23 protein-coding genes are annotated in these 21,109 nt (G+C 72.3%); 11 read left to right on the plus strand and 12 right to left on the minus strand.

Annotation, left to right across the window (positions count from 1 at the left end):
* Window positions 1-107: 107 nt before the first annotated feature.
* From EXU48_RS13520 to EXU48_RS13555, 8 genes are all read right to left on the minus strand, one after another.
* Window positions 108-707, minus strand: a complete 600-nt coding sequence (locus EXU48_RS13520; RefSeq protein ID WP_133108191.1) for a MerR family transcriptional regulator — start codon at window positions 705-707, stop codon at window positions 108-110.
* A 248-nt stretch (window positions 708-955) separates the two neighbouring features.
* Window positions 956-1,477: a bifunctional nuclease family protein gene (locus EXU48_RS13525; RefSeq protein WP_207947759.1), complete on the minus strand. Its 522-nt coding sequence runs from the start codon at window positions 1,475-1,477 to the stop codon at window positions 956-958.
* Between the two features lie 96 nt (window positions 1,478-1,573).
* On the minus strand, window positions 1,574-2,338 hold the full coding sequence (ftsR, locus tag EXU48_RS13530) for a transcriptional regulator FtsR (protein ID WP_235857017.1): 765 nt from the start codon (window positions 2,336-2,338) through the stop codon (window positions 1,574-1,576).
* Complete coding sequence (locus EXU48_RS13535) at window positions 2,335-2,886, minus strand: FHA domain-containing protein (protein WP_133108193.1); 552 nt, start codon at window positions 2,884-2,886, stop codon at window positions 2,335-2,337. Before EXU48_RS13535 ends, ftsR begins: the two co-directional genes overlap by 4 nt.
* Before the next feature lie 153 nt (window positions 2,887-3,039).
* Window positions 3,040-3,786 carry a DUF881 domain-containing protein gene (locus EXU48_RS13540; protein ID WP_133108194.1) on the minus strand — a complete coding sequence of 249 codons (747 nt, stop codon included), beginning with the start codon at window positions 3,784-3,786 and terminating at the stop codon, window positions 3,040-3,042.
* A gap of 3 nt (window positions 3,787-3,789) precedes the next feature.
* Window positions 3,790-4,122 carry a small basic family protein gene (locus EXU48_RS13545; RefSeq protein WP_133108195.1) on the minus strand — a complete coding sequence of 111 codons (333 nt, stop codon included), beginning with the start codon at window positions 4,120-4,122 and terminating at the stop codon, window positions 3,790-3,792.
* A gap of 64 nt (window positions 4,123-4,186) precedes the next feature.
* A complete protein-coding gene (locus tag EXU48_RS13550) occupies window positions 4,187-4,984 on the minus strand; it encodes a DUF881 domain-containing protein (protein WP_133108196.1) in 798 nt (265 codons plus the stop codon).
* A 53-nt stretch (window positions 4,985-5,037) separates the two neighbouring features.
* A complete protein-coding gene (locus EXU48_RS13555) occupies window positions 5,038-5,667 on the minus strand; it encodes a CDP-alcohol phosphatidyltransferase family protein (RefSeq protein ID WP_133108197.1) in 630 nt (209 codons plus the stop codon).
* Window positions 5,668-5,736: 69 nt separating this feature from the next.
* Here EXU48_RS13555 and EXU48_RS13560 point away from each other — a divergent pair, with 69 nt between their 5' ends.
* The 8 genes from EXU48_RS13560 (at window position 5,737) to EXU48_RS13590 (ending at window position 10,301) form a co-directional block, all read left to right on the plus strand.
* Complete coding sequence (locus EXU48_RS13560; protein ID WP_133108198.1) at window positions 5,737-6,051, plus strand: MTH1187 family thiamine-binding protein; 315 nt, start codon at window positions 5,737-5,739, stop codon at window positions 6,049-6,051.
* Between the two features lie 3 nt (window positions 6,052-6,054).
* Entirely contained in the window at window positions 6,055-6,645 is a 591-nt protein-coding gene (locus tag EXU48_RS13565) for a DUF4126 domain-containing protein (protein ID WP_133108199.1), read from the plus strand.
* The gene (locus EXU48_RS13570; RefSeq protein WP_133108200.1) at window positions 6,642-7,634 is read left to right on the plus strand and encodes an LLM class F420-dependent oxidoreductase; all 993 of its coding nucleotides are present in this window, start codon (window positions 6,642-6,644) and stop codon (window positions 7,632-7,634) included. Before EXU48_RS13565 ends, EXU48_RS13570 begins: the two co-directional genes overlap by 4 nt.
* A 38-nt stretch (window positions 7,635-7,672) precedes the next feature.
* Window positions 7,673-7,807 (plus strand): hypothetical protein, encoded by a 135-nt coding sequence (locus EXU48_RS25345; protein ID WP_268958171.1) that lies wholly within the window; start codon window positions 7,673-7,675, stop codon window positions 7,805-7,807.
* 38 nt (window positions 7,808-7,845) lie between these two features.
* Window positions 7,846-8,037, plus strand: coding sequence for a hypothetical protein (locus tag EXU48_RS13575; protein ID WP_133108201.1), 192 nt, complete (start codon window positions 7,846-7,848; stop codon window positions 8,035-8,037).
* Between the two features lie 141 nt (window positions 8,038-8,178).
* Window positions 8,179-8,619: a hypothetical protein gene (locus EXU48_RS13580; RefSeq protein WP_133108202.1), complete on the plus strand. Its 441-nt coding sequence runs from the start codon at window positions 8,179-8,181 to the stop codon at window positions 8,617-8,619.
* Between the two features lie 22 nt (window positions 8,620-8,641).
* Window positions 8,642-9,181, plus strand: a complete 540-nt coding sequence (locus tag EXU48_RS13585; RefSeq protein ID WP_133108203.1) for a GNAT family N-acetyltransferase — start codon at window positions 8,642-8,644, stop codon at window positions 9,179-9,181.
* A 43-nt stretch (window positions 9,182-9,224) separates the two neighbouring features.
* Window positions 9,225-10,301 (plus strand): DUF932 domain-containing protein, encoded by a 1,077-nt coding sequence (locus EXU48_RS13590; RefSeq protein WP_133108204.1) that lies wholly within the window; start codon window positions 9,225-9,227, stop codon window positions 10,299-10,301.
* 95 nt (window positions 10,302-10,396) lie between these two features.
* Here the strand turns inward: EXU48_RS13590 and EXU48_RS13595 are convergent, their stop codons facing one another.
* The 4 genes from EXU48_RS13595 to EXU48_RS13610 form a co-directional block, all read right to left on the minus strand.
* Entirely contained in the window at window positions 10,397-10,858 is a 462-nt protein-coding gene (locus tag EXU48_RS13595; RefSeq protein ID WP_133108205.1) for a DUF4395 domain-containing protein, read from the minus strand.
* Window positions 10,855-11,427: a thioredoxin family protein gene (locus EXU48_RS13600; RefSeq protein WP_165962811.1), complete on the minus strand. Its 573-nt coding sequence runs from the start codon at window positions 11,425-11,427 to the stop codon at window positions 10,855-10,857. The genes EXU48_RS13595 and EXU48_RS13600 overlap by 4 nt, the downstream gene beginning before the upstream one ends.
* 88 nt (window positions 11,428-11,515) lie before the next feature.
* On the minus strand, window positions 11,516-14,035 hold the full coding sequence (gene hrpB / locus EXU48_RS13605; RefSeq protein WP_207947731.1) for an ATP-dependent helicase HrpB: 2,520 nt from the start codon (window positions 14,033-14,035) through the stop codon (window positions 11,516-11,518).
* Window positions 14,036-14,082: 47 nt separating this feature from the next.
* Window positions 14,083-16,941 (minus strand): cation-translocating P-type ATPase, encoded by a 2,859-nt coding sequence (locus EXU48_RS13610; protein ID WP_133108207.1) that lies wholly within the window; start codon window positions 16,939-16,941, stop codon window positions 14,083-14,085.
* 167 nt (window positions 16,942-17,108) lie between these two features.
* Here EXU48_RS13610 and EXU48_RS13615 point away from each other — a divergent pair, with 167 nt between their 5' ends.
* From EXU48_RS13615 to EXU48_RS13625, 3 genes are read left to right on the plus strand one after another with little or no spacing between them, the layout of a single operon-like run.
* A complete protein-coding gene (locus EXU48_RS13615) occupies window positions 17,109-18,644 on the plus strand; it encodes a leucine-rich repeat domain-containing protein (protein WP_133108208.1) in 1,536 nt (511 codons plus the stop codon).
* A 33-nt stretch (window positions 18,645-18,677) separates the two neighbouring features.
* The gene (gene rlmC / locus EXU48_RS13620) at window positions 18,678-19,829 is read left to right on the plus strand and encodes a 23S rRNA (uracil(747)-C(5))-methyltransferase RlmC (RefSeq protein ID WP_133108209.1); all 1,152 of its coding nucleotides are present in this window, start codon (window positions 18,678-18,680) and stop codon (window positions 19,827-19,829) included.
* Window positions 19,830-19,877: 48 nt separating this feature from the next.
* Window positions 19,878-21,104, plus strand: a complete 1,227-nt coding sequence (locus tag EXU48_RS13625) for a hypothetical protein (protein ID WP_133108210.1) — start codon at window positions 19,878-19,880, stop codon at window positions 21,102-21,104.
* Window positions 21,105-21,109 lie beyond the last annotated feature (5 nt).

Genomic DNA, 21,109 nt, shown 5'->3' on the forward strand with positions numbered 1-21,109 from the left:
CGGCGCGCGCACGTGGAACCCCTCCCTCACCCTCGGGTCCGGGCCCGATCATGCACGTCGTCGCGGGGCCGCGTGAGGGCCCGGACCGGATGGGAGCGCGACGGTCCTCAGGCGCCCTTGCGCGCGGCGCGGCGGCGGGCCAGCTCGTCGTCCTTCGTGACGACCGGGCCGTCCTCCTCGGCGCGCTCGGTCGGGAACTCGGCGAGGCTGCCCTCGACCTCACGCCAGACCCGCCCGACGGCGATGCCGAAGACACCCTGCCCGCCCTGAACGAGGTCGAACACCTCGTCGGCAGACGTGCACTCGTAGACGCTGGCGCCGTCGCTCATCAGTGTGATCTGGGCCAGGTCGTCGACGCCCCGCTCACGCAGGTGGTCGACGGCGGTGCGGATCTGCTGGAGCGAGACGCCGGTGTCGAGCAGCCGTTTCACGACCTTGAGGACGAGCACGTCCCGGAAGCTGTAGAGGCGCTGAGTGCCGGAGCCGGTGGCGGGGCGGATGCTCGGCTCGACGAGGCCGGTCCGGGCCCAGTAGTCGAGCTGCCGGTAGGTGATGCCGGCCGCCCGGCAGGCCGTCGGCCCGCGGTAACCGGTCGCGGTGTCCAGATCCGGGAGCGTGTCACCGAACAACATGCCCTGGGCTCGCTGCGGGGTCGAGCCGGGCGCGTCTGCTGTCGCATCGATGCCGCTCACGCCTACTCCATTCATCGCACTGACCATCACCACTCTATCGCGTGGTGTGCCACGGGCTCCGTCGGCGCCCGTTCTGGTCCCAAACTAGGCCCACCGAGGGCTCGGATCAACGACGCCGGGCCGGAACGGTGCTCGGCGTGTCGGCACCGGTGAGTCTTACTCTCAACCTGAAGTTGAAGGTTCCGCGGAATCCCGCCGTTCGGTGGTCCACGGGTGCCCGGAAACCTTCGGATGCGCCGGCAGAAACACCGACACGCCCGGGCTCACGCACCGGAGTCGTCGAAGTCCTCCGGAGCCACCGAATCCAGGAACTCCCGGAACTCGGCGACCTCCTCGTCCGCCTCCTGACCGTGCATGGGCGCGCCCAGGTGGACGTGCTCGTGGTCGTCCTCGTCCACGTCCAGGACCACGGCGGCGACGTCCAGGACGGCCTCCGCGCACCAGACCTCCACATGCGCGCGCAGCGCGAGCGCGATCGCGTCCGACGCCCGTGAGTCCACTCGTCGCCCGTTCGTGAGCACGAGTTCGGCGATGAAGGTTCCGTCCCGGACCTCGATGATGTTCACCCGGTCGAGGCCGACCTCCGACGCCTCGAGGACGCTGAGCAGCAGGTCGTGCGGTCCCGGCCGGGGCGACTGCATGCCGGCCTGTGCCGTTGCGATGGCCACGCCCTCGTGCGGACCGATCACGATCGGCAGGGACAGCGGCCCCTCCGCCTCGGACAACACGACCAGAACGTCATGCTCGGGCGCGTGGACCCGAACACGGACCCCGAGGACTCCCATCTTTCGCACGCCTACACGCTACGCCGCGCGGCGGGCCAGTGCGCGCAATCAGCGTGAGTGATTTTTCACGGACCCCCGTGCGCGGGCCCGACGGCGTTACTGGAGCCGGTCGATCCCGGCGCGGATGAGCGCGGTGTGCAGCGCGTTGAACGTTTCGGCGAGGTCGGAGGCCAGGGTGTGCGCCTTCGCCCGGGAGGCGCCCGACGACGGACCGCTGCGCACCGAGCGCACCGGTGCCACCAGCTGGTCGATCAGGTCGAGCTCGCGCTCGGCGGCCGTGCGCACCGAGCGCAGATGCCGCGGCTCGATGCCGTGCTCGGCGAGCTGCCCGGCGAGCCGGACGATCTCGACGGCGCCGGCCGGGTACTTCGAACCGGCGTCCGGCGTGATCAGCCCGGCCCCGGCCAGCACCTCCACCTCCTCGGAGGTGCACCCCGCGGCCTCCGCGAGCTGGCTGCCGGTCATCCGGCTGCGGCCCTGGGTGGCGACGAGTTCGCCGTCCTCGGTGACCACCCGGGCACCGGGAGCAGGCGCGTCAGCCGATCCGGCACCGGCATCGAGTTCCTCGAGCCGTTCCCGGATGACCTTCAGGGGCAGGAACGAGTCCCGCTGCGCCGTGAGCGCGAACCGGAGCCGTTCGACGTCCGCCTGGCTGTACGTCCGGTAGCCGGCCGGCGTCCGGTGCGGTGTCACCAGCCCCTGGTCCTCCAGGAACCGGATCTTCGACACACTGACAGCCGGGAACTCGCGCTGCAGGATCGACAGGGCCGCCCCGATGTTCATCGTCGGAGTCCGGGACACACCGGCCGGCCAGCGCTCGGGCTCGTCGGACGGCCGGGCCGACGCCGAGGACGTGCTCACTGCGCCGGCGCGCCCGAACCCGGCTCGCCGTCGGCCGGTGCCGCACCACCGCCGCCGGTGCCGGGTGCGTCCGCTGCGTCGTCGGTGGGGTGGGTGCGACGTGGGCTCGGGTGGAACGTGAGCCGGTACTTCCCGATCTGAACCTCGTCGCCGGCCTGCAACTCGCTCTGGTCGATCCGGGTGCGATTGACGTACGTGCCGTTCAGGCTGCCGACGTCACGGACCGCATAGCCACCGTCGGTGGCGAGGAACTCGGCGTGACGCCGGGAGACGGTCACGTCGTCGAGGAAGATGTCCGCGGCGGTGTCCCGGCCGGCGCTGACCCGGTCGTCGTCGAGGAGGAACCGGGCCCCGGCGTTCGGACCGTGCTGGACGATCAGCAACGCCGACCTCGGCGGCAGCGCCTCGACGGCCTCCCGGTCACTGGCGTCGATCGCCCCGGGCGCGAACTCCTCGTAGTCCGACGGGACGACCCGACCCAGGGCTGCCGTGGTGTGGACCGGCGGCGGACCGGACTCGTTGCCCGCGCTCTCGTTCTCGGGTGCCATTGGTGCAGTGCCTCCCTGGCCGGCTTGCTCTGAGTGACTCGTAGCCGCTGGCGACTCGGTCTCGTGCATGGTGCTAGGCCGTCAACATTACCCTCAACCTTAGGTCGAGGGAGCCCCGGTGCACAGGGGTTCCGCGGCGAAGGGACCGGCCGGTCAGTCCTCGTCGTCGACGGGCACCGCGTACTCGGGCTCCTCGACCTGGACGACGGCGGTGATCTGGACGAGGTCGCGTTCGACCATCGTGGCGCTCGCTCCGGCGTTGCGGAACCCGGCGAGCGCGCCGCCCGGGATGTCGAGCGCCACGGAGAGGGTCTGCGGATTACCGATGGCACGCCATTCGTAGGGCGAGGTCAGGGTCTCGCCGTTGGCCATGACCCCGTCGGGGCCGTCGGTGAACGAGGCCGTCGCCGTCAGCCGCACGCCGGACACCTCCACGGACTCGGCGCCGGCGTTACGGAGCTCCTCGAGCATGTGGACCATCGTCTGCGCCGAAACCTCGCCATCCGGGTCATCGACCTCGACCACCACGCCGGGCCCCTCGACCGGCACGGTGCCGGCGAGGATCTCCTGCAGGGTCAGGTAGTCCTCGGCGAACTGCCGGGCGTTGGAGCCCGACTGGAGTGACGACCGTTGCGCGCGCAGCTCGTCCCCCTCGGCGGCGAGTTCCTCGTTGCGCTGGGTGACCTCGTCGAGGAGCCGGACCAGATCGTCCTGTCGCAGCGAACTGAACTCGTCGCCCTGGGTCTGGCGGACCTGGGCGACGATCGCGATCCCGAGCAGCACGCACATCACGCCGATCAGGATCCGAGCGCGCAGGCTCTCCCCGCGCCCGTCCGGGACCGAACGCGGCCGGTCGTTCTCCGGCTTGCCCTGGTCGTGCGACACCTCGTCGTTCGACATCGGCTACGCCTTGAAGATGTGGCGCCGGATCGAGGCCGCGTTGGAGAAGATCCGGATCCCGAGGACGACCACGACCGCCGTGCTCAGCTGCGACCCCACGCCGAGCTGGTCGCCGAGGAACACCAGGAAGGCCGCGATCAGCACGTTGAAGAGGAAGGAGGTCACGAAGACGCGCTCGTCGAAGACGTGCTCCAGACGGGCCCGCACGGCTCCGAACAGGGCGTCCAGCGCGGCGACGACCGCCACCGGCAGGTAGGGCTGCAACTCGACCGGCACGCTCGGTTGCAGAATGAGGCCGAGAACGACGCCGACGACCAGGCCGACCACAGCGATCACGCGTTCCTCCCCCTCCCGGGTCGGGCCAGTCTGACATGAGGATCACCCGCACGGCGCCGGCGGTCTATGACGATTCCGTCACATTCGCCAGATTGCTGGTGGTGCCGGCGGACAGCACCAGGTCGTCCGCCGGCACCACCGACGACGGGATCGAGAACTGCGACGACAGCGTGCTCAGGTGGGTCGCGGCACTCGACCGGGCGAACTCGGTGCGCAGGTCCTGCGGGTCGCCGATCGCCTCGACGACGTAGGGGGTCACCAGCGGCTGCAGATCGACGAGGATGGCCTCCCCGGCCGTGCGGATCGCGGTCGCGCCGGTCAGCCGGTGCCCGTTGATCGAGATCGCCTCCGCCCCGCTGGCCCAGAGCCCGTTCACGACGACCTGCAGGTCGAAGTCCTGGACCCGCTGCTCCTGGGTACCGGGTTCGTTGTTCTGGGCCCGGTCGGAGTCCTCGAGGGTGACCACGACGCCAGGGCCGTGCACCGCCGTGCTCCCGGCCGGGACCGCGAGGGCGGCCGACTCGTCGAGCACCTGGGCGTTCCCCGACCCGAGCGCCGCGACCTGGAGGTCGTTGATCTCGGCGCGCACGCCGTCGTTCTGGGCGGTCAGTTCCTCAGAGGTCGCGATGCGCTCCCGGATCTGCTCGATCAGGACCGCGCGGGCACTCTCCCCCGAGGGGGCCGGCGCCCGTAGCGCCTTCGTGGCCCATACCCCGCCGAGCCCGAGCACGGCGGCGGCCAACAGCACCAGCACGCGTGACACCGGCCCGTGCCGGGGCCCGGTACCTGCGGCCCGGGCCGCCGCGGCGGCCGCGTAGCCCGGGTCGAGCGGACGCTCGGTGACCTCGTTGAGCAGGGTCATCGAGGCGTCCGGGCGTCGCCCGGGAGCCCTTGCGCCGCTTCCGCCCGGAGCGCTCACGCCGCCACCGACGGGTTCGGTGGGACCGAGCCCCGGTCCACGGCACCGGTCATGACCTGCCAGAACTGGTGGAGATAGATCGCACCGGCGCACCAGTACAGGAACACGCCCCAGATCGCGCTGGCCCAGCCGAGCACGAAGGCGACCTCACCCACGACGCCGGGCACCTGCGCGAGCAGCAACAGCGGGAACGCGTACATCAGGGCGAACGTGCCGGATTTGCCCGCGACGTGGACCGGGAAGCCCGGGTAGCCGCGCCGGAACATGAACGGCAGACATGCGGTGACCAGGAGGTCCTTGGTGGCGGTGGCGATCAGCAGCCACCACGGCACCACGCCCTGGACGCACAGGCCGACGAGCGTGACGAAGATGAACAGCCGGTCCGCCATCGGGTCCAGCAGCTTGCCGAGTTTGGAGGTCTGGTGGAACCGGCGGGCGATCACGCCGTCGAGCCAGTCGCTGACGCCCGCGACGACGAGCACCACGAACGCCGGGACGTACTCACCGGTGAGGATCAGGTAGCCGACCACCGGAACCAGGAGCAGCCGGATCAACGAGATGACGTTCGGCACGGTGAGGACCCGATCGGTGTCCGCCTGCTGGGCGTCCTCGGGACCTGTGCTCACCCTGACGAGATTAGTCGATCCCCGGCCCGTCCCACTCGCGCCCGACCGCACCGGTGGGAGACTTCAGCCATGCTGCTCGCCTTCTCCGTCGCACCGCTCGGTTCCGGGGAGTCCGTCACCACCGCCGTCGCCGACGCCGTCGCGGTGGTCCGCGACTCCGGACTGCCCCACCGCACCGACGCCATGTTCACCACGGTCGAGGGTGAGTGGGACGAGGTGTTCGACGTCGTCCGACGCGCCACCGAGGCGGTCGCCGCCCACGGCAACCGGATCTCGCTGGTGATGAAGGCGGACATCCGACCGGGTCACACCGGCGAGCTGACCGGGAAGATCGACCGGGTCGAGCAGCAGTTGCGCGCCCGCGGTTCCGTGCCGGGAGCCTGATCCGTGCTTGAGGTGCTCACCGGGAGCGGGCTGGCGTTCGCCGCCGGCCTGAACGCCTACATCCCGCTGCTCGTGATGGGCCTGCTGGCCCGCTTCACCGATCTCCTGATCCTTCCTCCCGCCTGGGCCTGGCTGGCTAACGACTGGGTCCTGGTGATCCTCGGCGTGCTCCTGGTCGTCGAGGTCGTCGCGGACAAGCTCCCGGCCGTCGATCACGTCAACGATGTGCTCCAGACCTTCGTCCGGCCGACCGCGGGCGGCATCGTGTTCGCGGCCGGCTCGGGCTCGGTGACCCCTGCCGTGACGGATCCGGAGTCCTTCTTCACGAGCGAGGCCGTGATCGGCTTCGTCGTCGGCCTGGTCCTGGCGCTGACCACGCACGTGGCGAAGGCCGGAGCCCGGTCGGTCGTGAACCTGTCGACGGCGGGGGTGGGCGCGCCGGTCGCCTCCACGGTCGAGGACGTCTCGTCCGTGGCGCTGACGATCTTCGCGATCCTGGTCCCCGTGCTCGTGGTCGTCTTCATCGTGCTGCTGGTGGTGGTCGCGATCCGCGTGCGCGCGCAACGCCGCCGACGCCGTAGTTTGAGCACATGAGATTCGGACTCTTCATTCCCCAGGGTTGGCGCTTCGACCTGACCGGTATCGACCCGAGCGAGCACTGGGCCGTGATGAACGGACTGGCCCAGCACGCCGACCAGGGTCCCTGGGACTCGATCTGGGTCTACGACCACTACCACACCACCCCGATCCCCAGTGAGGAGGCCACCCACGAGGCCTGGACGCTGATGGCGGCGTTCGCCGCGAGCACGTCGCGGGTCAAGCTCGGCCAGATGTGTACCTGCATGGCCTACCGCAACCCCGCACACCTCGCGAAGGTCGCGGCCACGGTCGACGTGATCTCCGGCGGTCGCGCCCAGATGGGCATCGGCGGCGGCTGGTACGAACATGAGTGGCGCGCCTACGGGCATGGCTTCCCGCGCCCCGGGATCCGCCTGGGGATGCTTGACGAGGGCGTCCAGATCATGCGGCAGGCCTGGACCGAGGGCGTGGCCACCCTCGACGGCACGCACTACCAGGTGGACGGTGCGATCGTGCGCCCTCTCCCCCTGCAGGACGGCGGACCGCCCCTCTGGATCGCCGGCGGCGGCGAGAAGGTGACCCTGCGGATCGCCGCGAAGTACGCCACCCACACCAACTTCGACGGCAGCCCGGACGGCTTCGCGCACAAGAGCCGGATCCTGGCCCAGCACTGTTCCGAGGTCGGCACCGACTTCGGTGCGATCACCCGCACCGCCGACTACAACGTCGCGATCGGGCGCACCCAGGCCGAGGTCGAGGAGCGGTTGCGGGTCCTGGCCGAGCGCGCCCTGCCCCACCTCGGCGCCGAACGGACCGAGAACATGATCGGCGGTTACCGCAACAACGGCTCGCTCGCCGTGGGCACCCCGGAGCAGATCGTCGAACGGCTCATGGCCATGAAGGCCGCCGGCCTCGCCTACGGGATCTTCTACTTCCCTGAGGCCGCCTACGATCGTTCCGGGATCGAGTTGTTCGAGCGCGACGTCATTCCGCACCTGAGCTGAGCAGCCGGACTCCGACCCGCGATCCGAAGGAGGACACCATGTCGGTCACCCCACCGGGGGGCGATGACGCCCCGCCCGGCGCCCACGAGATCCATCTCCTCGAGGCTGACGAGACCATCCCACCCCGCCCCGAGGAAGAGGTGGCCGATGCGGCGAGGAGTGACGACGCGTGACGAACCCCGGTCCCCCGCGCGAGGCTGCTCCGCCACGGATGGCTCGCTCACGCACGCTCTGGCACCTGGGCATGCGCCAGATGATCGTCACGGTGGTGATCATCATCGTGCTGAACGTCGTGGCCCGCCGGCTGGGCCTCGGCTGGGGCGGCAGCATCGTGATGTGTGCGGCGATCGCGTTCGCGTGGCCGTTCGCGGCGGCCTGGTGGAACGCCCGACGGCGGAGGTGACCCGGTGGGACGGCGTCGCCGCTCGGAGTCGTCCGGGTCGTCCGGGTCGCCCGGGCCGCCCGGGTCGGCCGTTGCTTGACTCGCTGGCGGCGACGTCCCACGCTGGTCAGGCCGTCGTCGTCCCGCCTCGGAGGTAGCACAGTGACCGACCGCGATCACCGACCCGACGGCCGCGCCGGCGACCGGGCCGCCGCCGAGGCGACCGAGAACGAACCCGGCACTGCCTACCCGGCCAGCCCTCCGCCGTCGGGCGTGCATCGGGCCCCCTCCGCGAACAGCGGCGACGCCTCGAGCGCCCGGCCGGAGGAGCATCGTGCTCCGGGAACGTCGCCGTGGGGGGACTACGCGAGCAGTCCCTACCCCGTGAACCCGGAGGCGGACGCGCCCGACCACACCCTGGCCGACCCCGCCTACCGACCGCCCGACTACGCGCGCGAACCCACCCCGGCGCACGGGGTCGGCACCCACTACCCGCCCTCACCCTCACCGGGATCGTCGTGGTACTCCGCCCGGTCCGAGCCCGACGACCCCCCGGGTGCCGACGGCCGGGACGACGGCGCGGAGGACGACCACGACCGCTAGCGGCACCGGCGCGCACGAGGAGATGACGCTCGCCCGGGACTCCGCGGACGCCGCCGACATCATCGGCCTGCGCGACCGGCTCGCCCACTGGCAGGAGTCGATCGGCATCACCCAGTGGCGCGTCGGTGAGGTCAGCGCGTTCGTCGTCGAACGCCAGGTGGCGGCCGGCGAGTGGTACCTGATGCGGCACGGCACGCAGCTGATCGCGACCGCGAGGGTGCTGACCCGCGACGAGCACACCTGGGGACCGGATCTCGGTGCGGAGGGGTCCGCCGGGTACCTGCACGGGCTGATGGTCACGCGGTCCGCGGCCGGGCGGGGCCTCGGTGGGCGGATCCTCGAGTGGTTCTGCGAACTGAGCGCCTCCCACCGGCTCCCGGCCGCCCGGCTGGACTGCGTGGCCTCCAACCCGAGGCTGCGCCGGTACTACCTCGACCAAGGCTTCACCGAGCGCGGGATCACCGACTTCGGGGAGTCCAGCGGCTGGGCGCCGGTCCGCCGGTTCGAGCGGCTCCTGGCCGCCCCGACGGGGTTGTCCACAGGCCGCCGGCGAGGTGTCTGAGGTCGGGGGTTACCTGGGACTTCGAAGCCGAAGGAGGCACATCATGACCAAGGAGTCCCTGGCCACCCTGAACACCCAGACCCTGATCGGCCACACCGACAGGCGCGGACGGGCGTGGCACTACAAGTCCGAACTGCAGGGCGAGCGACCGAACCACTATCCCGGTGCCATCCCGGTCGCGGACGTCCGGGAGCGCCTGTTCAACTGGCGGGCCGCCGCTCGGCCGGTCGCGGTGGAGCGCCCCGCCACCGAGGACGACGCCACCCACCGCGACGCCGATGGCAACCCGGTGCGGTGGGTCGTCGACCCGCGGCGCCGCGCGATCGTCCGGGAGGAGGACCCCGACGGGACGGTGTTCGGGGTCTTCTCCGCGGACTACGTGCCGCACCAGTACGGCGAGTGGCTGCTCGAGAACGTCCAGCACATCCTCGACGACGACCTGTCGATCGCCTCCGCCGGAGTGCTGCGCGATGGTGCCGTCGCATGGGTGGAGGTGTCCGTGCCGGACTCGCTGCGGACGCCGGAAGGCGTCGAGTTCCGTCCGAACCTGCTCGCCACCACCACGCTCGACGGGACGCTCGCCACGACCTACAAGCGCACCGTGACCGACGTCGTGTGCGACAACACCCGCAACATCGCCCTCGCCGAACGCGGACCGCAGACGAAGATCCGGCACTCCCGGTACGAGAAGCTGGGGCTGCTCTCCGCCCGGCAGGCGCTCGAGGTGGTCTACACGACTGCGGACGCGTTCGCCGCGGAGGTGGCTCGCCTGTGCGCCGTTCCGGTCTCCGACGCCCAGTGGGCCATGTTCCTGGACGCCTGGGTGCCGGGCACCGACCCGCGCACCGGTGGTGAGCTCAGCGGTGCCCGCAAGGCTGCTGCCGAGCGGCGTCGCAGCGAACTGGACGATCTCTACCGCAACGACGAACGGGCCGCACCCTGGCGCGGCAGTGCCCATGCGGTGGTGCAGGCGGTGAACACCCACGAGCACCATGTGCGCGCGCTCGCGCACGGGTCGGACCGGTTGCAGTCCAACATGCGCAAGATGGTCAACGGTGCGTTCGAGGACCTGGACGTGCGTGCCTGGCACACGCTCGAGGGGGTGCTCCAGCCCGCATGAGGCGGTGACGTCGCTCCGGCCGGGGTCCGGGACGGGCGTGGCCCGCGTCGCCCCGACGAGACCCGTCGTGGCACCGGGCTCGGTGGTCCCGGCCCTCAGGCGGCACGGCTCGGCACCAGTCGCCGACCGATCAGGTAGAGCTGGCAGCCCAGGCACAGGCCGAAGGCGGCGTTCAGGAACGCGGCCACCAACGCCACGGCCGCGAACACGGTCACCGCCCAGGTCACGCCGGCGAGGCCGAGAACGAGACCGACGCCGGTGATGATGAGGCCGACGAACTGCGCGAAACGAGGCGGCGCCGGATCCTCCCGCTCCGTCGGCGGGCTCAGGCGAGGCCGGATGAGCGCCGCGTAGAGCGTCCCCTGCCAGGTGCCCTGGACCCCACGGGCGACGCCGAGCGCGAACGAGGCCACGACGAGCGCGAGCAGCACGAGACCGGCCGGCGAGTCCCCGGCCAGGATGGTGGCGATCAGCAGGGCGGCGGTCAGCGCCGCTCCGAACCGGGGGCCGCGCGGGTCGATGCCTGCGGCCCTCCCGGTCGCGTCGGGTGCGGTCATCGTTCGGCTCCGATCCGGTCGGTCGTGGTCGAGTTGTCTGTGCCGGCCGAACCGGCCGAGTTGTTCGGGTCGGTCGAGTTGTTCGGGCGGGTCAAGCCGATCGTGTTGGCCGAGTGCGCCAGCGCCTGGGTGGCCTGGACGCGCGTGGGTGCGCCGCCGATCCGCCCGACGAGTGTCCCGTCGGTGTCGAACAGCAACGACGTGGGTGTGCTGAGCACGCCGAACTCACGGGTCAGGTCGAGGTGCTGGCCGCCGTCCACCTCGACGAACGCCAGGGCGGGGTCCGTGGCCACCAGGTCGGTCCAGAGCGCTGCGCTGCGGCGGCAGGGGCTGCAGTACTCCGCGGAGATCTGCACCACCGTGGCCCGGGCTCCGGCGGTGACGGCGACCGCCGTACGGACCCGGTCGAGGGTCGGTGGCGCCGGTTCGCGGCGGCCGGCGCTGGTCGACCGGCGGGTGCGGACCGGGCGCAGCTCGCCGCGCCGGCGGGTCGCGAACCACCAGGCGAAGCTGGTCAGCCCCAACAGCGCGACGACGGCGCTCGCGCGAAACAGCACATCCGGATCCACGGCACCGAGGCTAGGGCGGCCGACGGCCGCGTGACGGCGCACCCCCGATCCGTCCGGATCGTGGACGGGCTCCCCTGGGGGCGCGTGCTCAGGCTCTGCGCGCGGTGCCGCGATGCGCGGTCGCGGTGCGTGGGTCCTCGGGCCAGGCGTGCTTGGGGTAGCGGCCCCGCAGGTCCGCGCGCACCTGCGGGTAGCCCGTCTCCCAGAAGGACTCCAGGTCACCGGTGACGGCCGCCGGGCGTCCGGCCGGTGAGAGCAGCTGCACCACCAGCCCGCTCCGGCCGCGGGCCAGGCGGGGCGGGTGCCAGCCGAACGTCTCCTGCAGCTTGACCGCGACGACCGGCCGCTCGGCCGAGTAGTCGACCCGGATCGAGGAGCCGCTCGGGACCCGGACCCGCTCCGGCGCCCACTCCTCCAGGTGGGTCGCCTCCGGCCACGGGAGAAGTCGGCGCAGGGCGGCGAGGGTGTCGATCCGGGACAGCCCGGCGGTGCCCCGGACCCGGTCCAGATCGGGTCCGAGCCAGCGGTCAAGACTCTCGAGCAGCGCCTGGTCGCCGACATCCGGCCAGGGTTCGCCGAGGGCGACGTGCAGGAACGCCAGCCGGGCGCGCAGGCTCCGGCCCGCGTCCGTCCAGCGCAGCGCGCCGATCCCATCGGCGGCGATGCCCTCCTGGACGGCGGCGCGCACGAGATCGGGTGGCGGGTCGGGCAGCGTGGCCGAGGAGAGTTCGATCGCGCCGAGCCACTCACCCCTGCGGGCGACCACCCGGCCGCGCTCCCAGATCACCCGCTCCCCCGACGCCAGCAGCGCCGGGGCTGCGAGCCGGGCCAGGTCGGCGTCCAGCGGCGCCGCGGAGCGGATGGTGGCGTCCCGACGGCCCGGCGCCCGGTCCGCGTCCGCCACGGCCAGCCATTCGAGACCGGCCAGTGCGCCCTCGGGGAGGCTCGCCCCGGTGCCGGACGCCATCAGGTAGGCGCCCGAGGCCGTGCGCCTGCGCGCGATCCGGTCCGGATGGGCCAGCGCCACGACCAGCCCGACCGCGAGGTCGTCCCCGAGGGCGAGATCGCCGCGGCCCGCGTGCCCGCCGGTGTCGCCCGCCTGACGGGCGAACCGACCCGCCTGGTCCTGCCAGGCGCGGGTCCCCGGTCCGCCGCGGCGCACCGACCGCAGGGCCGCGACCAGATCGCCACCCGGGGCCCTGATGTCCTCGCCGAGGAGAGCCACCACCTCGGCCGCCCGCCGGGTCCCGACCGCCGGCGACGCGTCGAGCAGGGCCCGGGCCAGGCGCGGGTCGGCACCGACGGCGGCGATGGCTCGCCCGCGGCCGGTCAGCGCCCCGTCGGGGTCCAACGCGCCGAGACCGGAGAGCGTCTTCCGCGCGGCCGCCAGCGCGGTCGGCGGTGGTGGGTCCAGGAGTGCCAGTCCGGCGCCGTCGGGGCTGCCCCAGCACGCGAGTTCGAGGGCGAACGCGGTCAGGTCGGACGTCTCGATCTCCGGTACCGGGTGGGCGTCGAGACGGGCATGGTCGCCCTGCGACCAGCATCGGTGCACGGCTCCGGGACCCTCCCGCCCAGCCCGGCCCGCCCGCTGCTCGGTCTCCGCCCGGCTGGCCCAGGTGGTCACCAGACCGGCGAGCCCGCGGCGGTGGTCGGTCCGTGGCCGCCGCGCGAAGCCGGCGTCGACGACGACCCGAACGCCGGGAACCGTCAGCGAGGACTCGGCCACCGCCGTCGACACCACGACCCGGCGCCGCGGGCCCGGCGTGAGCGCGAGGTCCTGCTGCTGCGCGGGCAGGCGTCCGTGCAGCGGGCGGATGTCGACGTCGGCTCCGACGGCGGACGTCAGGGACCGGCACACGGCGTCGACCTCGTAGGCGCCGGGCAGGAACACCAGCACGTCGCCGTCGTCGTTCGCCAGGGCCTCGCGGGTGGTCGTGGCGACGTGTTCGAGGTAGGCCCGGGTGACGCCCCGCTCGTCGGTGCGGGCCACCCGGGTGGGCGGTGGGTGCCAGTGCTCGACCACGGGGTGCAGCGTGCCGGGTACGGTGACGACCGGTGCGGCGTCGCCGGCCCCGAGCACCTGCGCCGTGCGCTCGGCGGCGACGGTCGCGGACATCGCCAGCACGGGGAGGTCCTCGCGCAGGTTCGCGCGGACGTCGACGCACAACGCCAGGGTCAGGTCGGCGTCGAGCTGGCGTTCGTGGACCTCGTCCAGGATCACGGCGCCGACGCCCGGCAGGTCCGGGTCGGCCTGCAGGCGGCGCAGCAGCAGGCCGGTGGTGACGAACTCGATGCGGGTGCCCGGGGCGACCCGGCGCTCACCCCGGACGCTGTAGCCGACGGTGCGCCCGACCCCTTCGCCGAGGAGCCCGGCGAGGCGCCGTGCGGCAGCACGGGCGGCGATCCGGCGGGGCTGGGTGACCACGATCCGGCCGGGAAGCTCGGCGGCCAGCGCCGGCGGGACCAACGTCGTCTTCCCGGTGCCGGGCGGCGCCTGCACCACGGCGACGCCTCGGCCGAGGGCTGCGGCGACCACCTCGGGCAGTCCGGCCACGACCGGGTAGTCCGGGGGTGCGGCCAGCAGCCGGGCGATCGGGTCGGTGGGCACGTCCTGCAGTCTGCCAGCCACCCGCGCCGCCTGGCGGCGGCCGGCCGTCAGGCGGCGCGAGCGTCCCGGCCCCGCAGCACCAGCTTGCGCACCTCGTCGAACCAGAGGACGGCGGACGCCATCGCGAGGCAGACCAGCCAGTGCGCCAGGTCGAGCGACGCGGTGCCGAACGCGATCTGCAGGAACGGGACCTCGACGATCGCGAACTGCAGCACGAGCCCCAGGATGATCGCCCCCCAGAGCCACCGATTCGAGAACGGACGCGAGAACGCACTCGTGGTCTCCGACCGCGAGTTGAACGCGTTGAACAACTGGGCGAGCACCAGGGTGGTGAACCCCGCCGTCCGCGCCACCTCGAGGGAGTCGCTTCCGGCGACCAGCCCCCCGGGCAGGAAGATGTCGATCGTGAGCAGGGTGATCAGTCCCATCACGAGCCCGATGCTGAGGATGCCGAGCCACATCCGCCGGTCGATGATCCGCTCGCTGAGCGGCCGGGGTCGCCGGGCCATGACGTCGTCCACCTCGGGATCCACGCCCATCGCCAGGGCCGGCCCGGAGTCCGTGACCAGGTTGATCCACAGGATCTGGGTCGCGAGCAGCGGCACCACGACGGCGTCGGACGAGGCGTCCGTGAGGCCGATGGCCCCCGCGAACACCACCCCGAGGAACACGGTGGCGACCTCGCCCATGTTCGAGGAGAGCAGGTAGCGCAGGAACTTCTTGATGTTCTCGAAGATGATCCGGCCCTGTCGCACCGCGGAGACGATCGTGGCGAAGTTGTCGTCAGCGAGGATCATCTTGCTCGCCTCCTTGGTGACCTCCGTCCCGGTGATGCCCATGGCGACGCCGATGTCCGCGGACTTCAGGGCCGGTGCGTCGTTGACGCCGTCACCGGTCATGGCGACGACCTGACCGTCGGCCTGGAGCGCGTCCACGATGTCGTTCTTGTTCTTCGGGGCGACGCGCGCGTACACGCTGACCTCACGGACGACGTCCCGCAGTCCGCCCCCGTCGAGCCCGTCCAGTTCGGTACCGGTGACGGCCCGCGCGCCCTCGCCCACGATGCCGAGGTCCTGGGCGATCCGCGCTGCCGTGCTCGGGTGGTCGCCGGTGATCATGATCGTCCTGATGCCGGCACGGTGGGCCTCGGCCACCGCGACCGCCGCCTCGGGACGGGGCGGGTCGATGATGCCCACGACCCCGAGGTAGATCAGGTCCCGTTCGTCGCTCTCGTCCAGGACATCGTCATCCAGCTCGTCGAACCTGCGGTAGGCGACGCCGAGCGTGCGCAGGGCGGCTGCCGAGAGCTCCTCGACGTCGGCCAGGGCCTGGGCCCGGCGCTGCGCCGTGAGCTCGATGACCTCCGTGCCCACCTGGACCCGGTCGCACAGTCCCAGGAGTACGTCCGGTGCCCCCTTGGTGACGATGCCGTGGGCGTCCTCGGAGGGCCGGAAGTGCTGGGTGCTCATCCGTTTGCGTTCGGACGTGAAGGGCACCTCGGCCTCACGCCGGAACTCGGCGATCACCTCCCTGGTGCCCGGGAGCTTGTGGGCCGCCACGAGGAACGCGGCCTCGGTGGGGTCGCCGTGGATCTGCCAGGTGCCGTCGGTCTCGCGCAACTGGGCGTCGTTCGCCAGCGACCCGCCACCGAGCACCATCCGCGCCTCGTGGAGCAGCGCGGCGTCGGTGACCGGCAGCCCCCCGGTGAGCGCCTCGCCGTCGGGCACGTAGCCGACGCCGGTGAGTTCGACCCGGCCCGAGGCGGTGACGACCCGCTCGATGGTCATCTCGTTCTTCGTGAGCGTGCCGGTCTTGTCCGAGGCGATCACCGAAGCGGACCCGAGCGTCTCGACCGAGTGCAGCCGCTTCACGACGGCGTTCTGACGGGCCATCCGCTGGACCCCGATGGCCAGCACCACCGACAGGATCGCGGGCAGGCCTTCGGGCACGGCGGCGACCGCCAGGGAGACTCCGAGCAGGAGCACGGTCACGAACTCGGTGGGGGTGCTGACCTGGTTCACAAGTGCGGTGACCACCATGACCACGACCGCGATGACGATGACGGTGATGCCGAGCAGACGGGAGACGCCGGCCAGATCCTTCTCGAGCGGGCTGGCCTCCTCGACCGTCGCGTCGAGCATCTCGGCGATGGAGCCCATCTCCGTGCCCATCGCCGTCCCGGTGACCACGGCTCGGCCGGTCCCCTGGGCGATGGCGGTGCCCTTGAACACCATGTTGAGACGATCGCCGAGCGGCGCGGGCTCGTCGAGGGCGGCGGCGTCCTTCAGGACCGCCTCGCTCTCCCCGGTCAGCGACGCCTCCGCGACCCGCAGGGCGCTCGTCCGGAGCAGCCGGGCGTCGGCGCCGACGGCATCGCCCTCACCGAGCACGAGGATGTCACCACGGACCAGTTCGCTCGCGGGCACGGCGCGCAGCTCGCCATCCCGGAGCACGGTCGACGACGCGGCGGTCATCCGGGCCAGCGCCGCGACGGCGTTCTCGGCCTTGTTCTCCTGGACGAACCCGAGCACCGCGTTCAGCAGAACCACCGCGGTGATCACGATGGCGTCGATCGGAAGTCCGTGCCCGCCCTCCACCGTCCACGCGGCCAGGGAGATCACCACCGCGACCAGCAGCAGGTAGATCAGCGGGTCCTGGAACTGGGCCAGGATCTTGCGCCACAGCGGGACCGGCGGCGCCGACCGCAGTTCGTTGGGGCCGTCGGTCACCAGCCGGCGGGCGGCCTCGGCCGTGCCCAGCCCGGCGTCGGGATCCACGCCAAGATCCGCGGCTACCTGCGCGGCGTCGGTGATCGTCGGGTCCGGCCCCGACGTCGGTGGACCCGGATCGCCGGTGGTCCGGTCCTTGACATCCCTGGCATCCTGACTCGGCCCTACCGCCTCCATGATGCTCCCCTCACGCCGTGGGTCGTCCCTGTGCCAGTGTCCCAGCCGTCGCCCGCGGCGCCACGGGACGAACGTCCGAACAGACGTCGAACTCTCGGCCCAGCGGCCGGGCGGACCGCAGGGCGGTCGCACACACCTCGTCCACCCCGAACGGCTAGCGTGTCGGCGTGCCCCTGAAGTCCGTCTGGTGGGTGGCGGCCGGGCTGGTCGCCGCCGTCGCCGTCGTCCTTTGCCTGGTTCGCCTCGCCTCCGGGACCCCGTTGCCGTTGCCGTTGGTGCTGCTGATCGCTCTGGCGGGTGCCTCTCCGGTGCTGGTCGCCGCGGCGGCAGGGACCACGCGGCGGCCTCGAGCGCCGGGTGCGGCGGTGTCCGCGCTCGTGGCGGCCGGTGTCCTGCTCGCCGGGGGCGGGCTGCTGGTCGCGTCGACCGACGGCTTCCTCGCCTTGCGGCTGGCGACCATCGACTGGCGGATCCTGGCCCGGGCGGCCACGGCGACGGCGCCCCTCGGGCTGGTCGGGGTCGGTGCGGCCTGGGTGGTCGCCGCGGTCGGTCTGGCCCGCCGGCGGCGTGCCTGGATCCGCGCCGCCGCGGGGGTCCTCGCGCTGACGTCCCTGTGGTTCGCCGCCTCCCTGACCGCCGCCTCCGTCTGGCGGGTCCGCGCCGGGACGCCTCTGCTCGTCGACGGCGGCGGTATCGCCGTCGCGGTCCCGCTCGCCGTGGCCGGGGTGCTCGCGCTCGGCGTGCCGTGGGTGGCCGGCGCCCGCGACCCGGGCCGCTGGGCCGAACCACGGCCCCACCCGCACGCCCGCCCGGTCGCGGCAGGGCTCGCCCTCATCCTCGTGGCCGGTGGTGCCGTGGCGCTCTGGGTCGAGCGGGGCGAGCGGCACGTGCTCGCCGAGGTCTTCCCCGATCCGGCGTTGGCCGCCTGCGTGGCGGACGCCGTCGGGGCGAGCACCCCCGCGGCGCAGGTCAGCGACGCCGACCTCACCGACGTGCTCTCCCTGGAGTGCCCGGGGCCCGGGACCGGCCCCGACACATCCGTGGCGGCGATCGTCGATCTCACCGGTCTGGACCGTCTCAGGGAGCTGTCCAGCCTCGATCTCACCGGAAACACGGTCACCGACCTGACCCCGCTGACCGGACTGGACCTCTGGGGCGTCGTGATCACCGACAACCCGGTCAGCGACCTCACCCCGCTCCAGGGGATGGCGACCCTGACGAACCTCGGCGCGAGCGGCACCCGGGTGGTCGACCTCACGCCCCTGGCCGGGCAGGCTACCCTCGCCTACCTCGGACTGCGCGGTACCGGAATCAGCGACCTCCGCCCGCTCGCGTCGATGGGGAACCTGAACGAGGTGGACCTCGGCGACAACGCGATCACCGACGTCGCGCCGCTCGCCGAACACCCCTATCTCACCAGCCTGGACCTCGCCGGGAACGACGTCGCCGACCTCGGCCCGCTCGGGCCGCTCCCGCAGTTGTGGACCCTGGAGCTCTCCGGGAACCGGATCACGGACCTGTCCTCGGTGCCGGCGTTCCCGGTGCTGTCCGAGCTGTGGCTGGGCGAGAACCCGCTCACCGACGTGACCGCGTTGACCACGCTCCCGGCGCTGACCGGGGTGGACCTGGCCGGCGCGCCGCCGGGTCTGCCCGGGATCGCCGAACTGCGCGCCACGGGGGTGTACGTCGGCGGGCTCGCCTAGGCCGGGCCGGCCGGCCGTAGGCTTGACCTTCTGATGCAGTGCTCCTACTTCGACGCCGGCCGGTGCCGTTCGTGCACCCTGATGGGACACGCCTACGCCACCCAGCTCGCTGGCAAACAGGCGCACTGCCAGGAGGTCCTCGCCGACTTCCCGATGGCCTGGTCCGAGCCCGTCACCAGCCCCGAGTCCGGGTTCCGGAACAAGGCGAAGATGGTGGTCGGCGGGAACGTGGCGGCGCCGACCCTCGGCATTCTGGACCGCGCCGGGCACGGGGTGGACCTGTCCGACTGTGGCCTCTACCCACCCGAGCTGTCCGCGACGTTCGCGCCGCTGGCCGCGTTCATCACCCGCGCCGGGCTCGAGCCGTACGACGTGCCCGGGCGGCGAGGTCAGCTGAAGTACGTGATCGTCACCGTCTCGCCCGACGGCGAACTCATGGTCCGGTTCGTCGTCCGGACCGCTGAGGTGCTCGGGCGCATCCGCGCCGGGCTCGGCTGGCTCCGGGAGCAGCTGCCGTCGCTCGCGGTGCTCTCGGCGAACATCCACCCCGAGCACAAGGCGGTCCTCGAGGGCGCCGAGGAGATCATCCTGACCGACCGGGATACCCTGCCGATGGTCGTCAACCGGACCGTGCTGCACCTGCGCCCCCGTAGCTTCTTCCAGACGAACACGGTCGTGGCCGCCGCGCTGTACCGCCAGGCCACACAGTGGCTCGACGAGATCGCACCGGCGACGGTCTGGGACCTCTACTGCGGCGTCGGCGGTTTCGCGCTGCACGCGGCCGGTCCGGGCCGCTCGGTACTGGGCGTGGAGACGTCGGCGGAGGCGATCGACGGCGCACGGCGCAGCGCCACCGAGCTGGGACTGTCCGGGGTGCGGTTCGAGGTCGGTGATGCCGGCGCGTTCGCGGTCGGCGGGCACCCTGCCGGACTCGCCGGCCCGGCTGCGGCGCAGGCACCGGACCTGGTGATCGTGAACCCGCCGCGCCGGGGCATCGGGCCCGAATTGGCGGGCTGGCTGGAGTCCTCGGAGGTTCGCAGCGTCCTGTACTCGAGCTGTCGCGCCGAGTCGCTCGCGCGGGACCTGGCCGCGATGCCCTCGTTGCTTCCGCGCCGGGCTCGAGTGCTCGACATGTTCCCGCAGACCGATCACTACGAGGTCCTCGTCGAACTCCGGCGGGCCTGAGACCCGACCGAGCGGACGGGGCATCGGTCCCTTTGACATGATGCACGCGTGAGCACCGCGAAGTCCCCACGGACCTCGCCCGCCGAGCCGCGGCCGTCGGGCACCGGACGCACGCCGACCACCGGGCCGCCGGTCCCCACCACGAGCGAGCCGACGCCGTCGGGAGCCGTTCCGGACCACGAACGCTACGTGCGTGGCGAGACGGAGGCGTTGGTCGCGGCGGCCACCGCCGCCGTGCTCGCGGCGGGCGTGGGGCTGATCGTGTTCCGTGGCAGCGCGACGCCCCTCTGGGGCGAGTCCTCGATCGGGCTGGTCGCGCTGGCCGTGACCCTGGTGGTCGCCGCGGTCGCGGGGGGCGTCGGCTATCTGCGCTCCTGGAGCCTGCCCGGCCGCCAGTGGCGGCGCTCCCTGCGCCCGTGGCTGAAGGCCCTCGACGTGCTCGGCGTGGTCCTGGTGCACACCGCGCTCGGTGGGCTGCTCACCCTCGGGGCGTTCGCACTGCTGCAGCAGAGTTTCCGTGGGCTCGCGCTCGACCCGTTCCTGGCGTCCGGTGCCGTCGCGCTCGCCGCCGGCCTGGTCGCCTACTGGGTGTACCTGTCGGTCCAGTCCACCTCCACCGTGCGGCTCGCGAGCCTGCTCGTGGCCTTCCTGGCGATCGGCACGTTCACGTCGATGGCGACCGCGCAGGATCCCCGCTGGTGGGAGTACCACTTCAGCCAGCTCGGCAGCTTCGGGGACGGCTCGAGCGGCCTGTTCAACATGACCCTGGCGATCGCCGGGTTGCTCGTGACGAGCTTCGCGCTCTCCCTTCATCGCAACCTCCAGGCGCTGCACCGCGCGGGCGTGCTCGTGTACGACTTCGCGCCCCGGGTCGTCGCGGCGGCGTTCGTGGTGATGGGGCTGATGCTGTCCTGTGTGGGCATCGTCTCGATCCCCGTGAACGAGTCGCTGCACAACGTGTTCGCGTGGGGCCTGGTGCTGGCGTTCGGGGTGCTCCTGCTCGGCTCACCGATCCTGCTGCGTGGCCTGCCCGGGCAGTTCTTCGGGGTGACCGCCGTGATGGTCGCGGTGCTGATCGGGGCCGCGGTGGCCTTCTTCCTCGGCAGGATCGTGTTCACCGCGTTCGAGCTGACGGCGTTCGTGGTCATCTTCGCCTGGATCATGGTCTTCATCCGGATCGTCGACGCCTCGGCGCGGCCGGGGCAGGATGCCCCCGGCGCGGTCACCGACCAGGGACCGACCTCGGCCTCGGAGCGAGGTCGCTCCGAGGCCTGAGACCA

This window comes from Occultella glacieicola, assembly GCF_004353825.1.
GTDB classification, from domain to species: Bacteria; Actinomycetota; Actinomycetes; order Actinomycetales; family Beutenbergiaceae; genus Occultella; species Occultella glacieicola.

Coding starts and splice junctions, on each gene's coding strand:
- EXU48_RS13520 (WP_133108191.1), bottom strand. CDS start 707: ATGAATGGAGTAGGCGTGAGCGGCATCGATGCGACAGCAGACGCGCCC.
- EXU48_RS13525 (WP_207947759.1), bottom strand. CDS start 1,477: ATGGGAGTCCTCGGGGTCCGTGTTCGGGTCCACGCGCCCGAGCATGAC.
- EXU48_RS13535 (WP_133108193.1), bottom strand. CDS start 2,886: ATGGCACCCGAGAACGAGAGCGCGGGCAACGAGTCCGGTCCGCCGCCG.
- EXU48_RS13540 (WP_133108194.1), bottom strand. CDS start 3,786: ATGTCGAACGACGAGGTGTCGCACGACCAGGGCAAGCCGGAGAACGAC.
- EXU48_RS13550 (WP_133108196.1), bottom strand. CDS start 4,984: ATGACCCTGCTCAACGAGGTCACCGAGCGTCCGCTCGACCCGGGCTAC.
- EXU48_RS13560 (WP_133108198.1), top strand. CDS start 5,737: ATGCTGCTCGCCTTCTCCGTCGCACCGCTCGGTTCCGGGGAGTCCGTC.
- EXU48_RS13570 (WP_133108200.1), top strand. CDS start 6,642: ATGAGATTCGGACTCTTCATTCCCCAGGGTTGGCGCTTCGACCTGACC.
- EXU48_RS25345 (WP_268958171.1), top strand. CDS start 7,673: ATGTCGGTCACCCCACCGGGGGGCGATGACGCCCCGCCCGGCGCCCAC.
- EXU48_RS13575 (WP_133108201.1), top strand. CDS start 7,846: ATGGCTCGCTCACGCACGCTCTGGCACCTGGGCATGCGCCAGATGATC.
- EXU48_RS13585 (WP_133108203.1), top strand. CDS start 8,642: ATGACGCTCGCCCGGGACTCCGCGGACGCCGCCGACATCATCGGCCTG.
- EXU48_RS13590 (WP_133108204.1), top strand. CDS start 9,225: ATGACCAAGGAGTCCCTGGCCACCCTGAACACCCAGACCCTGATCGGC.
- EXU48_RS13595 (WP_133108205.1), bottom strand. CDS start 10,858: ATGACCGCACCCGACGCGACCGGGAGGGCCGCAGGCATCGACCCGCGC.
- EXU48_RS13610 (WP_133108207.1), bottom strand. CDS start 16,941: ATGGAGGCGGTAGGGCCGAGTCAGGATGCCAGGGATGTCAAGGACCGG.
- rlmC (WP_133108209.1), top strand. CDS start 18,678: ATGCAGTGCTCCTACTTCGACGCCGGCCGGTGCCGTTCGTGCACCCTG.